A 13777-nucleotide genomic window follows, 5' to 3' on the forward strand; every position below is an offset into this window, starting at 1 on the left:
TTTACGCAACTATACTTTGAAAGCGAGGTTAACGCGTTTTGAGATTGTCGCGCAAGGTCACAGGAATCGTTCTTGCCATCAGCTTGCTGCTGACAGCCTGCTCGTCCGCACCGCCTCCGGCTGCGCCTTCAAAGGTGGCGAAGGAACCGCCTGAGGGAGGCCAGACCATCACGGTGATTAACCAGGGAGAGTCTTCCGAGAATAAGCACGAAGCACCTGCCTCTGCTGCACAAAACGGAAGCAACAAGTACCAAATTCAAACGAGACTCACCGATTTTCAGCTGCTTAGTGCAACGACGGGGCTAGCATGGGGATGCACTCGGAGTGAACTCCGGCTGTATATTACGCAAGATAACGGCAAAACGTGGACAAATATTTCACCTGCAGCGTCTGTGCAGTTTCCTAGAACCCCAGAGTATGGCAAAGATATTTTCTTTATTGATCCTTATAATGGCTGGATCGTTCGCAACGCTGCTGGATCCGGAGATGCCATTGTGCTGCGCACGTCGGATGGGGGAACGACCTGGAAGATCGCATCTTTTCCAGGGACGGATCAGGTAACGGCAATGTATTTTTCCGATGCTGAGAACGGGTGGATTCTTTCTGAAGATAACAGCGATTCGGGTCATTCGGTGAGAACGTTATTCAAGACTGAAGATGGTGGCGCTACGTGGGGGCCGGCAATAACCAGTAATACGGCTTCATCGAATAGAGTAGCTTCTCCTAAAAGCAGCATGCTTCCCGATAATGGAGTAGCTGTGTCTCTTTCGTTCATCAATAAGAATGAGGGATTCTTTAATGTCGTTAAAGATGGACAGCCAGCGCTGTATGTAACTAAAGACGGTGGAGCGGATTGGCAGCGAAAAGATAATTTTTTTCAACCTAGCAAATATAAGAAATGTACTTTGTTTGACGTGAAAAATGTTACTTTTTTCCAAGGTAATCATCAAGAAGGCTGGATTCCTGTGGGCTGTAGTAGAGGAAATGCATCTAAATTCAACGGTTATTTTACGAAGGACTCTGGGAACAATTGGCAATTTGCTGCTTTTCAATTATCTTGGCAAACCGGAATCAATGAGGGACTAGCTCCTACCTTTTTGAACAGCCAGGAGGGGTGGACGATTCTGGATTCCATCGTATATCACACTGTTGATCAAGGAAAGACTTGGGGGCCTCTGCCAGAGAGCAGCAAACTGAAGGGTACATTGCGCAATTATCCCGAAATCGTGAAGCTACAGTTTTTTACCTCGCAAGTTGGCTGGTTGCTGGTTGCCAAGGAAGATCAGAAGCGCTCTCTCTTGCTGCAAACTAAGGACGGCGGAGTGACTTGGCAAGTTCTTTAATAATTGTGGCTTTCTTGTTTAGGTGATTAACTTAGAAAATGCGGCGGTCTAAGACATGAAACATGCCTCAGACTGCCGTTTCTGCTTCGAGGTTATGATTGGGGGTACTCCGAAGCATGCTATTTGGTGAGATCATAATTTGATAAAATTTTAGTAATGTTCATAAGTTTGTGAAATTTATCACGTGCGCTCATCAGACTTTGTGATATATTTAACTTGTAAGGAACAACAGCAACAAACACAGTACAGTAGATTTCAAAACCAATGATGAGATCGGAGTGGATGAAAGATGAAAACAACAACTCAAGAAACGGTAACCCGTAACTATTTGCAATTTTGCTACACTTGTGAAGACGCTCATCTTTGTACGACAGAAGAAATGTGCAAGGCTTGCTGGGCTGAAAAAGGATTAGACGAAATGGAAGCAGACGGCGCAGATGAAACTCGTCAAATGCTCCTTGAGTATTATGCCTAGCTCAAATTATACAACTACAGCGTCTACGTAACCTCCGGTCCGCATCCACGGGCTGGAGGTTTTTATTTGTCCACTACCTTTGTATTATTCAATATTTTGGGACAAGAGTGACATATTTTATCGATATAGTGAATATCAAGTTTCCTTTTGGACGGCATATACTTAATTGCAAAGGCAGGAGAGTGGCAGCAATTACCACCTCTTTGAAGGAGGGATACATATGCAGTCCTGGTTGGAAATGTTCGGAGTTATGAATACGGCCTTACCGATTCTTTTCGTCGTCTTGTTAGGGATTGTTCTTATATCGGCAGGGAAGGGGATCGTGCGGAGCATGATCAACAACAAGCAACCTGTTCTTACCGTCTCCTCGATCATTGTTGCCAAGCGAACAGAAGTATCTCACCGGCATGACATTGATACATCGGTCAATCGATCAGATACCAAATATTATGTTACCTTTGAGGTGGAAAGCGGAGACCGCCTGGAATTTATGGTAAGCGGTCAGGAGTATGGACAATGCGCAGAGGGGGACGAGGGAAAACTAACGTTCCAAGGGCAACGCTATCATAGCTTCGATCGAATCCGAAGAACCTATAGAACCGAGATGGAAGAGTACCGGGAGTTTTCAGGTTCGCTGTAACCCTAGCTGCTGCTCATACAAAGAAGCGCCGGAGAGGTCGATAACTTCATCCTCTCGGCGCTTCTGTTCATATAGGGGGTTGGAGTTACGTCAACCTACGAATGAGCTTTCACGTTAACCTTCTTCGCCAAAATCGATTGTGCAACAGTTCGGGCGCTTGAAAAGGCACGTTCGGCCAATTCGCCCTTTCCTACACAGCCATCGCCGCAGAAATAAAACGGTACGCCCTGTAAATGGGTTGGCAGCAGTTTATTTCCATGGATGTTTTTAACGCTGGAGACCATGGCTTTTTTGGATACGCGTTTCACTTCAACATGATCTCGCCATCCCGGATAATAGGTGTCGAACAGTGCTTCCATGCGCTGCGTCTTCTGCTCCAAATATTGTTTTTTCTGTTCCTCGTCTGAAAAATCATCGTTCAAGTAGGCGATTCCCTGCAGGAGTTGACCATGCACCGGGGCTACTGTATAATCCGTCGCTGATACATCACTGATAAACATTTTATTATCCATATCACTGATGTAGTGGAATGGACGAGCTACGACTTTAGAGAAACCAATGTCATACACAAGCACCTCGGTAGACGTACTCTCCTTATAGGGTTCTAATGAAGTCATCCAAGGCGTGGATTCAAGCATTTTTACGGCTTGCTGAACCGGCATGGCAAAAATGACTTGATCATAAACGAGCTGCTGTCGAGCCTTTGTGTTAAGTATAAATTTACCGTCCTCCATCGTAATGGATTCCACCGGCTCTTTCAGAGCAATTTCCCAATGTTCGTTCTCGTTAATCTTCTCGATGAGTTGATCGGTTATCGTGGCCCAACTGCCCAGAATATAATTGACTGGCTTCTGAGAAAGAAACAGGTTGTGATAGTAGTCAGCGATCACCGCACCGGACACTTTACGCGCGTCCTCCGGCGCTATGAAGAAATTGGAGCAAACGAGATGCGCCCAAAGCTCCTTGATGTCCGCTGAGGCGTGAGAGTGGTCCAGATAATCGCCTAATGTCTGGTGATGCTTTAGTTGATGTATGTTCCCGATGATTTTAGCAATTTCCCCGACGAATTTCATTTTCTCTGTAGCCGTCAGTACGTCCGTTTTTACAATGTTAACGAAATCCAGCGGAGCTGGCGTTAACTGCCCGTGCTTGGCGTACATCACTTTGCGCTTATCTACTTGCTTACTTTGAAATTTCAGATTTAACTCTTGTTCCATGTGCAAAAGCGTATGCCTATCTATTCCATACACGGCATGGGCGCCATAGTTCAAAGTAAAACCCGACTTCTCATAAGTGAAAGCCCGACCGCCTAGCTGTGGGCTTCGTTCGAACACCGTTCCTTCGGTGTCACTTTCGCTGGACAGGTAAGCAGCAGCCGTCAACCCGGCAAGGCCACCGCCGATGATTGCGATTTTCATGTGGGGAACCTCCTAAAAGGGTTTTAAATCAGAAGCGCTTTTATTAGGTTGAATCTCAATTGCTATAAAAAAATTTGATTCATTTACAGTATATGCTATTCGTGTAAGCGCGTCCATAGAAATAGTCACTAAATGTTCAATATTGTAATCGGATTCACAAAGCTTGAGTTAAAAAGTTATTGACACTGAATTTTTACCAAGAAATAGACACTAGGATAGGCTATCGCACATATATTGTAGCGTTAAGTTGGGAGGGAGGAGGAACGCAGATTGGCTGTCATCAAGACGAACTCTGAGGATGTAAAATTGCTTGCACGTCTCATGCGCGCTGAAGCGGAAGGAGAAGGGGTTCAAGGCATGCTGATGGTAGGCAACGTTGGAGTCAACCGAATTCTCGGCAATTGCCTCGATTTCAGGGATATTCGGGATATGAAGCGAATGGTGTTTCAGTCTCCGGGTGGATTTGAGGCGACTCAAAAAGGTTACTTTTACCAGAGAGCACGCGAATCGGAAATCCGGTTAGCACGCCGTGTTATCAACGGAGAGCGAGTACGCCCCGCGACCAATGCACTGTGGTTTTTCGAGCCAACAGGCGGTTGTCCTGGCACTTGGTACAATCAAACCAATACCGGTCGTTTTAAATCTCATTGCTTTTTTGCTCCTACCCCTGCAGATTGCCCATCCGTTTATTAGTCCTAGGCAAATTAAAGAAATCAGAGATCACGAACAAGGAGGAATTTCTTTATGTTTAACCAGCCTTACCGGACGGTTTCTTATCCACCCGGACAAAGTACTTATCCAGTTCAAATCGGAGGAACGGCAGCTACGCCGCCGCTGGTTCCTAGCGGGAGTCCGATGACACCGGGCGGAATGGTCGTGCCTACAGCAATTCCAACATACGAGCAGTCCTATATTGAGAACATATTGCGTCTTAACTTAGGAAAAGTCGGGACGTTTTATATGACCTATGAAAACAATCGGGAATGGAATGCCAAGGTTTTTAGAGGTGTACTTGAGGCCGCCGGTCGAGACCATATTATTATTAGCGATCCGACTACCGGACAACGCACCATTCTGCTAATGGTCAATCTTGATTACGCAACCTTCAACGAACCGCTTGCTTATCAATATCCTGGAACGATTGGTTCACCACCCACTCCCAGATAATATACAGAAGCTGCCCCCTTTGTTAACTCAAAGGGGTTTATTATTTTTAAGCTTGGTATGCTAGTACGCCAGTCATACCGAAGCGTTTGACTGTGTAGTGTATAATAATATAATTAATAGTATCATGAAGATTCTTATTATAAAGGAAAAGGAGATGGATCCATTGGGGAGTTGACGCTGCATTATATCGAGACAGTTCAGGAATACCTTTATAATTTCAAACCACGAAGGAGGTGTACCTATTCTCGGCATGTTCAGCGAGGATAGGAACAAGATTGAGTGACCCTTTACCGAGTCTTTTTCAAGTAGGACTAATGGTGATTTTGGTTTTAATGAATGGTTTATTTGTATCCGCAGAATTTGCGATCGTTAAGGTGAAAAGCGGACGAATCGATGCTATGGCTGAAGAAGGGCGTAAGAGCGCCGTTATTGTCAAAAATATGCTTAACCATTTGGAGGGCTATTTATCGGCCTGCCAGCTGGGAATTACACTCAGTTCGCTTGCACTTGGTTGGCTTGGCGAACCCATCGTTGCTCGGCTGCTCCATCCCTTGTTTGCATGGATTGGATTTGGAGAGAAGGCCGTATATTTTACTTCATTAACTGTTGCATTCATATTGATTGCAATTATGCATATTGTGCTAGGGGAGTTAGCTCCAAAAACCGTTGCCGTTCGTAAGGCGGAGAAGATTACGTTATGGCTGGCCTGGCCGATGAAAGTATTTTATCGTCTTATGTATCCGTTTATTTGGGTACTGAATGGTCTGTCATCCGCTTTACTTCGTCTGTTTGGCATTTCTCGGGTTTCCGAGCAGGATTCGGTTCACACTGAGGAAGAAATACGGGTGATGATGAAGGAAAGCAGTGAGAACGGTCTGATTGACAGCACTGAAATGTCGCTGGTGGACAATATTTTTGAATTCGGCGATACGACCGCCAGGGAAATCATGATTCCCCGTACTGAAATGATTTGTCTATATACCCAGCACTCACTGGATGAGAACCTGGAAATCGCCTTAGAAGGCACACGTACGCGTTATCCTGTTTGTAATCAGGATAAGGACCATATTATCGGATTTATTCATATTAAAGATTTAATTCGCTCAAATACTCGAAATTTACGTGATTTGCTTCGTCCGATAATGGCCGTCCCCGAATCGATTCAGATCAGTGAACTGATGAAGCGTATGCAAAGGGGAAAGACGCAGATTGCCATACTGATCGACGAGTATGGTGGAACGTCCGGCATGGTAACGCTGGAGGATATTGTCGAGGAGATCGTTGGCGAGATCCAGGATGAATTTGACGAGGAGCGTCCAGGCATAGAACAGGTAGACCCTGATGAATACTCGATCGATGGATTAATGCTGATCGAATCGATTAACGACAGGTTTGACCTGGAGCTGGATTCCGATGATTACGATACGATCGGAGGATGGCTGTACTCCCGTATCGATGTGATGCCACCCTATGTAGGGCAAACTGTTGAATATGATGGTTGCACTTATGTGGTGGAAGAAACCGACAACAAGCGGATTTCTCGCGTCAAATTAATCATACAGCAGCTTATACCGCTCGAGGAAGCAGGCGCATAATATATAGCAGTGGAAATGTGATCACATAATGGCGGGGGGCCGGTAACGGCTCCCCGCCATTATTAATTTCTAACTAGTAAGGAGATAACTAAGGAGTGTTTTGCAACCATTCTCGTTTCAGCATTTGGCGAAGCCCCTGCCTTGTTCGAAAGAGCCGCTGCCTTACGACGTTTTCACAAATATTTAGCCTTTGTCCTATCTCCTTATAGCTTAATCCTTGCTTCCAGCGGTATTCGAGCAGCATACGATCTTGTGGTTTTACATTTTTAAGATAAGCATTAATGGACTCTTCAATGATTTTCTGTTCAACGGCGTCTTCAACAGAGCCATCTCTCCAAGCTATTATGGAAATGTCTTCTGTGAGGCTATATGGGTCAAGATGTGAGCGGTGTCGTTGATTTTTACGTATATAGTTAATGGCTTCATTTCGGGAGACCGTTCTTAGCCAGGCTCGCATACTGCTCTCCACTTCAAAAACAGGCTTTTTCCATACTACTTGAAGGAAGGCATCTTGAATGATATCTTCGGTTGCTTGATGATCCTTAACGATCATGTAAATGGTTCCGTAGACTAATTCATAATAAGCGTAATAAACTTCTTCTTGAATATGATTAGCGAGTTCTAAATAATTGGCGTTAAGCAGCCAGTTTATCGGCTTTGGCATATTGATTCCCTCTCGTTAACTTCAGCAGCTTCATTCTATCAAACGATATGATACTACTAATTTTACTACAAAATTGAGATTTAAGGAACAAATTACCAGTATATAACGATAAAATTTTCCAGAACCCGCCAATATACAATAAAAAAAGCCAAACCGATGGAAGACGCTGTTCAGCAATCATTCCATCGGTTTGGCTTGTATATAATATAGCGGATTAAAACGCCCAGTTGCCTTTAGCGAAGATCGGTTCTTCTTTTCCATCTGCAGTAACGCCAAATATGTCCATTTCAGCAGAACCTACCATGAAATCCTCGTGGGTCAAGCTGGAATTGAGACCATGCTCGCTGAGCTCTTCTTTTGTCATCGATTTTCCGCCTTCCAGATTGAATGCGTAGGCGTTGCCAATAGCCAGGTGGTTGGACGCATTTTCATCAAACAAAGTATTGTAGAACAGAATTCCGGACTGGGAAATAGGAGAGTTATGCGGCACCAGAGCGACTTCACCCAAGTAATGAGCACCTTCATCGAGCTCAATCAATTGCTTGAGTACGTCGGCTCCGACTTCAGCCTTATAATCAACGATTCGGCCGTTCTCAAATGTGAGAGAGAAATGGTCAATAATCGTACCGCGGTAACTTAGCGGCTTCGTACTGGACACTGTGCCGTTTACGCCAGTCTTATGCGGTGCGGTAAACACTTCTTCGGTTGGAAGGTTCGCCAGGAATGTATTTCCTTGAGCGTTGTGGCTTTCGGCTGCTACCCAAAGATGACCTTCCGGCAATTCAATGGTAAGGTCCGTACCAGGAGCTTTGTAGTGAAGCTTTTTATATTTTTTGTCGTTTAAGTATTCTGATTTTTGGGTTAAATTAACGATATGCTCTCTCCATGCTGCGATTGGATCAGGTTGATCTAAACGAACGGTGCGGAAGATGGCTTCCCAAAGTGCATCAACTTGCTTATCCTCTGGAAGATCAGGGAATACTTTAGCTGCCCACGTTTTGGAAGGAACAGCAACGATCGACCAACTGAATTTATCGGACATTTGCATATCCCGGTATTTACTCATCGCTTTACCGTACGTCTTTTGATGATTAGTTAACCGCTGTGTCGACACGCCCTTCAGAAGGTCGGGATCAGAGGAAATGACGTGCAGGACGGCTGCTCCGTTCTCTACATATTCAGTCATTTCACCGGCATACCATTTTGGCTCGTCAAGGAAAGATTCTTCCGCGGCCATATCGTAACGAAGACGTGTTACAGTATCGTCGCTCCAGTTAACCTTGACAAAACGGGCTCCCGCTTCGTAAGCCTGTTTCACAATCAGTCGTACCAGCTCAGCGGTATCAATTGTTGCGTTGATGATGAGGGTCTGGCCTTTTTGCACATTGACGCCAATTTTGACGGCCAGTTCAGCGTATTTCTCCAGTTTCGTTTGAAAATCGGACATTTCTTAATCCTCCACCTATTCTGAAATGGTTTATTTTTCTATCATACAACATTATGAAATGTTTTTGTAATACCTTCACTTCGTTCTTGATATTAGGATAAAACATGTTACGATATTGCAGTAAGGTTGGGATACACTAAGAAGTAGTCTGCAAATTAGGTAAAGGAGTCAGATGAACATGAAAGAACTTAGTATTGTTGAGGCCGAAATGCACAAACAGGAGGATGGCTCCTATATCGGAAAAACCGTCTTTCAAGTAGAATCACATAAGGCGGGTTACGAAATTACGTTTTACAGCAAGAAAGGGCATGACTGGGATTACAGTCTGCATTACGCTGGGGAATCCGGGATGGAGGAACAGTTTATCGCGGTCGATGCGCGGCTTGAGGAAGATGACGAATGGTTTGATGCACTGCTTAACGCTGCTCTCGGCACGCTCCCAGAGGAATAAGCTATTAACTTATATAACTACATAATTGCTGAATGAAAGGAGGGGAGAGACGAGTGCTGCGTCATCCTTTCTACCGGACATCGCTCGGCATCATCATGCTGCTGACCATCATTTACTTGTTAAACAAGGTGCATTTTATTTTCAACCCCTTGGTTACACTTGTACAGATTCTGATTGTTCCGCTGACGATTTCCGGTTTTCTTTATTACTTATTAAGACCAATTGTGCACTTTTTGGAAGAGAAAAGATTGAACCGGATGTTATCTATTCTGCTCATCTATCTCCTGTTCGCCGGGGTGATTGCGGTATTCTTAATCATCGTATGGCCGCCGCTGCAGAAGCAGATATTCGAGTTCATCAACAACGTGCCGAAGTTGGTCAACAGCCTTCAGGCTCAAATGAACGATATTCGCAGTAATCGATATTTCTCTATGATTTCCAGCAAGGGTAGCCCCGAACTGATGGACAAATTGACGCAATATATGAATTCCGCCATTGAGACATTTACGGGGTACTTGTCGCATGTCTTCACTTTTATTAACGGGTTCGTAATCGTAGTAGGAACAGTTCCGATTCTCCTCTACTATATGCTGAAAGAAGACGACCGGGTAACTCCATCGCTGGTTCGTATGGTTCCAGCTCGATACCGCCACGATGGAGAGCAAGTTATTCATGATATCGACAGTATGCTAAAAGGATTTATCGCTGGCCGGATGATAAGTGCGATGATGTTGGCGGTGATGTGCTTTATCGGATTTTGGCTAATCGGGCTTCCTTACCCGCTAATGTTAGCCATCGTGGGCGCTTTGTTTAATTTCATACCTTACTTCGGGTCGTTTTTAGGTGCGATCCCTTGCGTCATTGTTGCATTCACGGTTTCACCGTCAATGGTGTTCTGGGTTATTGTCATTGTTGTGATCGCTCAACAAATTGAAGGCAACCTGATTTCTCCGTACATATACGGAAAGACGATAAGCATTCATCCGTTGACGACGATCATTCTACTACTCATTGCAGGCGATTTCGGCGGCATTTTAGGCATGATTCTCGCTATTCCGGTCTACATGTCGTTAAAAATTATTGTCATAAAACTTTATAAGCTGTTTTTTGCTGATAAAGTGGAAGAATTGCCGCAATAGCCAATTTCAATTTTATTCCATTTTCCGTGAAAGCGTGATTAAAATCATATCTCCAGCCCCTCTCCATGCGCGATGATAAATCTAATAAATAAGATAATCATTAGCTCGGGGGATGATAAACATGGCAGTCAATGCCAAAGGCGGGAAGTATTTTTATGCTTGGAGTAAAATACTTCCTGATGGATCGTTTTACCTGCCGGAGCAAGCCCTGCAGGAGTACCATATCAGCCCTGATTCCAACATAATTTTGATGACGGGACGCAATACGAACCGTGGATTTAGCGTTGTATGCAAAGAATTGGTCGCGAACTCGCCACTTGCTACCGTATTCGCCAGCCTTCCACAGCTTCAGCAGTTCTCCATACCCGAAGGAGAAACGATAACCTTTAAAGGACGGACGTTTTGCTGGGTCTACCTGAACCAAAATCGCTGCTTTACGTTGCCGCTGTCGACATGGAAGGAATTCGGCCTGAAGTCAGGGGATCAACTGCTTAGTTTGAGAGCGACGCATTTAGCATTCAACAATCTATCAGAAGGTCCGTATATTGAGCAAGCCAAGCAAATCCGCGACATATTAGTATGCAGTTAATATCAAACATCAGGATGAGAAACAGAGAGTAGAAAGATACCGCTTTGTGCACAGGGCAGTCAACGCACAAACGGTATCTTTTTTACTGTTCTTTCATAAATTGTTCGCCCTCTACAAACAATGAACCTAACGTATCGATTCTAAAAAGGGGGCGCCTGAATTGAAAGCAGTAACCTATCAAGGAAAACGAAGTATACGCGTCAAAGAGGTTCCCGATGCCGTACTGCAGAAGAAAGACGACGTACTTGTTCGGATAACCACCACCGCCATTTGCGGCTCTGACCTGCACATCTATAATGGGGAAGTTCCCGGGATGTATGATGATTATGTTATAGGGCACGAACCGATGGGCATTGTTGAGGAGGTTGGCCCGGAGGTGACGAGCGTAAAGAAAGGCGATCGGGTCATAATACCTTTTACAGTGGCCTGCGGCGAATGCTTCTTCTGCAAGCATCATCTGGAGAGTCAATGTGATAATGCCAACCAAACCCGCGATACCGGCGGTTACTTCGGCTATTCGACTCGGTACGGAGATTATGCGGGAGGTCAAGCAGAGCTACTGCGAGTTCCTTTCGGCAATTTTGTTCCGTTTGTGGTCCCTAAGGAGGCGGAAATTGAGGACGAGAAGCTGCTATTTCTGTCGGATATCGTCCCGACCGCTTACTGGAGCGTAGAAAGCGGGGGAGTACGCCCGGGTGACACGGTTATTGTGCTTGGCTGCGGTCCCGTCGGTTTGCTGACGCAGAAGTTTGCCTGGCAAAAGGGGGCAAAGCGGGTGATTGCTGTCGATTACGTAGAGTATCGGCTGGAGCATGCCAAGCGAACGAATAAGGTAGAGACATTCAACTTTGAAAAGCATGCGCAGTTGGAGAAGCATTTGAAGGAGATTACTCAGGGCGGGGCCGATGTAGTCATTGACTGCGTCGGTTTGGATGCCAAGAAATCGATAGCTGACCGGGTTGAGACGGCTTTGATGCTGCAGGGCGGCTCCCTAGGCGCCTTTCAGTTTGCTGTAGATGTCGTACGTAAAGGCGGGATTATACAGGTCACAGGGGTATATGGACTAACGTATAATCTGTTTCCTTTCGGTCGCCTGTTTGAGCGAAATATAACTCTAAAGATGGGACAGGCTCCGGTCATTCATTTCATGCCTGAGCTTTTCAAGCAAATTCAGGATGGGCGCTTTGACCCTACCGACATCATCACTCACCGACTATCGTTAAGTGAAGGCGAGTATGGCTACAAAATATTTAATAATAAAGAGGAAGATTGCATTAAAGTGATCCTAAAGCCATAAAATCAAAGGCAGCTCTCGCGAGCGTAACAGCAGCGAAAGTTGCCTTTTCTCGTATAGATGTCACAAAGCAGATTCCTTTCGAACCTTAGCGAAGTGTATAATGGGAAAAACGTACATATTTAGTGTTCTAAAATTAAGGAGGAACTTATGAAACCAGCTTTATTAATTATTGACATGCAGCAGGGACTACTCACTAGCCCTCATGCTCAAGCAAAAATACCTGGTGCTTGTGAAGTAATCAATTACGTGGCCGATCTGTTTCGGAAGGCGGGGCGGCCTGTAGTTATCGTTCAGGATTTAGAATCTGGCGGGAGCGAGGACTCCCCTGATTTTGCGGTAATTCCTGAGATTCGGATCGATGAGACGGATTTACGTATTACGAAGGAGTGGAGCAACGCTTTCTGGAAGACAAACCTAGAGCAAATTTTGCGAGAGCAAGACACCGATTTTGTAATTGCCTGCGGTTTTGCTGCAGAATACTGCGTAACCTTCTCCTTCAACGGAGCACGAGAAAGAGGATTTAAGGCGGCTATTTTGCAGCATGGCATAATCGGCGAGCACCCCGATGCGGTTGCTGGTGTAATTCGTGATCGGAATATTATATCTTATCCGGTAATTGAAGCTGTTCTGAAAAATTAGTCAAGTCAATGGCCCGTTTGCTATTCGTTTCACAACATTAAAAATTAAAAATGCGGAGGTTAAGCCGATGAATGCACATGAAATCGACTTTAAAATCATTGGAAACGAAATGCAATGTGTTGAAGTACAGCTGGATCAAGGGGAAAGCGTCATTGCTGAAGCGGGCAGCTTTATGATGATGGATCAGGACATCCGAATGGAGACCATTTTTGGCGACGGGACCAACCAAGGCGGGGGACTCATGGGAAAACTGATGGGGGCCGGCAAAAGACTGCTCACCGGTGAGGGCCTCTTCATGACGGTATTCACAAATTCCGGCTACAACCGGCAAAGTGTTACTTTTGCTTCCCCTTATCCCGGTAAGATCGTACCGCTGGACCTGCAAATGCTAGGCGGCAAGATCATCTGTCAAAAGGACGCCTTCCTCTGCGCGGCCAAAGGGGTATCTGTCGGAATAGAATTCCAGCGTAAGCTGGGGACAGGTTTTTTTGGCGGTGAAGGCTTCATCATGCAAAAAATCGAAGGTGACGGCTTAGCCTTTGTCCACTCCGGCGGGTTGGTGCTTGAGAAGGAATTGGCGCCTGGCGAGGTGCTACGACTAGATACCGGCTGCTTAGTTGCAATGACAGCTTCGGTTAACTATGACATCGAATTTGTGAAAGGCGTAAAGTCGGCTTTGTTCGGTGGTGAAGGCTTGTTCTTCGCTACACTGCGCGGTCCGGGCAAGGTTTGGGTGCAATCGCTGCCGTTCAGCCGGATGGCGGATCGAGTAATCTCGGCTTCGCGATATTCCGGACGGAAGGATGAAGGCAGCATCTTAGGCGGCCTGGGGAATTTACTGGACGGAAGATAGGATAAGAGGCAACCCTTTAATTTACATTCTATTCATCTATGGTTGATGTGGAGATAATAT

The 13777-nt window shown here is 45.4% G+C and carries 15 protein-coding genes; 12 read left to right on the forward strand and 3 right to left on the reverse strand.

The window, feature by feature from the left end:
• Positions 1 to 38 precede the first annotated feature (38 nt).
• The 3 genes from ACFQ3W_RS05350 to ACFQ3W_RS05360 all read left to right on the forward strand — a co-directional run bounded on the left by ACFQ3W_RS05350 (position 39) and on the right by ACFQ3W_RS05360 (position 2458).
• Complete coding sequence (locus tag ACFQ3W_RS05350) at positions 39 to 1343, forward strand: WD40/YVTN/BNR-like repeat-containing protein (RefSeq protein ID WP_379317403.1); 1305 nt, start codon at positions 39 to 41, stop codon at positions 1341 to 1343.
• A gap of 289 nt (positions 1344 to 1632) precedes the next feature.
• Positions 1633 to 1818, forward strand: coding sequence for a hypothetical protein (locus tag ACFQ3W_RS05355; protein WP_379317405.1), 186 nt, complete (start codon positions 1633 to 1635; stop codon positions 1816 to 1818).
• A gap of 220 nt (positions 1819 to 2038) precedes the next feature.
• Positions 2039 to 2458 (forward strand): DUF2500 domain-containing protein, encoded by a 420-nt coding sequence (locus tag ACFQ3W_RS05360; RefSeq protein WP_379317407.1) that lies wholly within the window; start codon positions 2039 to 2041, stop codon positions 2456 to 2458.
• A gap of 95 nt (positions 2459 to 2553) precedes the next feature.
• Here ACFQ3W_RS05360 and ACFQ3W_RS05365 read toward each other — a convergent pair whose 3' ends face one another.
• Positions 2554 to 3876, reverse strand: a complete 1323-nt coding sequence (locus ACFQ3W_RS05365; RefSeq protein ID WP_379317409.1) for a phytoene desaturase family protein — start codon at positions 3874 to 3876, stop codon at positions 2554 to 2556.
• 270 nt (positions 3877 to 4146) lie between these two features.
• On the opposite strand from ACFQ3W_RS05365, the gene ACFQ3W_RS05370 reads away from it, so the two are divergent.
• The 3 genes from ACFQ3W_RS05370 to ACFQ3W_RS05380 all read left to right on the forward strand — a co-directional run bounded on the left by ACFQ3W_RS05370 (position 4147) and on the right by ACFQ3W_RS05380 (position 6638).
• On the forward strand, positions 4147 to 4569 hold the full coding sequence (locus tag ACFQ3W_RS05370) for a cell wall hydrolase (RefSeq protein WP_379317411.1): 423 nt from the start codon (positions 4147 to 4149) through the stop codon (positions 4567 to 4569).
• 51 nt (positions 4570 to 4620) lie between these two features.
• Positions 4621 to 5043: a spore coat protein GerQ gene (gene gerQ / locus ACFQ3W_RS05375; protein ID WP_379317413.1), complete on the forward strand. Its 423-nt coding sequence runs from the start codon at positions 4621 to 4623 to the stop codon at positions 5041 to 5043.
• 314 nt (positions 5044 to 5357) lie between these two features.
• On the forward strand, positions 5358 to 6638 hold the full coding sequence (locus ACFQ3W_RS05380; protein WP_379317946.1) for a hemolysin family protein: 1281 nt from the start codon (positions 5358 to 5360) through the stop codon (positions 6636 to 6638).
• Between the two features lie 88 nt (positions 6639 to 6726).
• On the opposite strand, the gene ACFQ3W_RS05385 is transcribed toward ACFQ3W_RS05380, so the two are convergent.
• Positions 6727 to 7302, reverse strand: a complete 576-nt coding sequence (locus tag ACFQ3W_RS05385) for an RNA polymerase sigma factor (RefSeq protein WP_379317415.1) — start codon at positions 7300 to 7302, stop codon at positions 6727 to 6729.
• A 214-nt stretch (positions 7303 to 7516) separates the two neighbouring features.
• Positions 7517 to 8749, reverse strand: coding sequence for an aminopeptidase (locus ACFQ3W_RS05390; protein ID WP_379317417.1), 1233 nt, complete (start codon positions 8747 to 8749; stop codon positions 7517 to 7519).
• A 178-nt stretch (positions 8750 to 8927) separates the two neighbouring features.
• Between ACFQ3W_RS05390 and ACFQ3W_RS05395 the strand changes: the two genes are divergently transcribed.
• From ACFQ3W_RS05395 to ACFQ3W_RS05420, 6 genes are all read left to right on the forward strand, one after another.
• The gene (locus ACFQ3W_RS05395; RefSeq protein ID WP_379317419.1) at positions 8928 to 9200 is read left to right on the forward strand and encodes a hypothetical protein; all 273 of its coding nucleotides are present in this window, start codon (positions 8928 to 8930) and stop codon (positions 9198 to 9200) included.
• Between the two features lie 53 nt (positions 9201 to 9253).
• A complete protein-coding gene (locus ACFQ3W_RS05400) occupies positions 9254 to 10339 on the forward strand; it encodes an AI-2E family transporter (protein WP_379317421.1) in 1086 nt (361 codons plus the stop codon).
• Positions 10340 to 10460: 121 nt separating this feature from the next.
• Positions 10461 to 10928 carry a hypothetical protein gene (locus tag ACFQ3W_RS05405; protein ID WP_379317423.1) on the forward strand — a complete coding sequence of 156 codons (468 nt, stop codon included), beginning with the start codon at positions 10461 to 10463 and terminating at the stop codon, positions 10926 to 10928.
• A 160-nt stretch (positions 10929 to 11088) separates the two neighbouring features.
• Positions 11089 to 12225: a zinc-dependent alcohol dehydrogenase gene (locus ACFQ3W_RS05410; RefSeq protein ID WP_379317425.1), complete on the forward strand. Its 1137-nt coding sequence runs from the start codon at positions 11089 to 11091 to the stop codon at positions 12223 to 12225.
• Between the two features lie 147 nt (positions 12226 to 12372).
• Entirely contained in the window at positions 12373 to 12864 is a 492-nt protein-coding gene (locus ACFQ3W_RS05415; RefSeq protein WP_379317427.1) for a cysteine hydrolase family protein, read from the forward strand.
• 67 nt (positions 12865 to 12931) lie between these two features.
• Positions 12932 to 13717, forward strand: coding sequence for a TIGR00266 family protein (locus ACFQ3W_RS05420; RefSeq protein ID WP_379317429.1), 786 nt, complete (start codon positions 12932 to 12934; stop codon positions 13715 to 13717).
• The last annotated feature ends 60 nt before the right edge of the window (positions 13718 to 13777 follow it).

This window comes from Paenibacillus puldeungensis (genome assembly GCF_042678945.1).
In the GTDB taxonomy this organism is placed as follows: Bacteria; Bacillota; Bacilli; order Paenibacillales; family Paenibacillaceae; genus Fontibacillus; species Fontibacillus puldeungensis.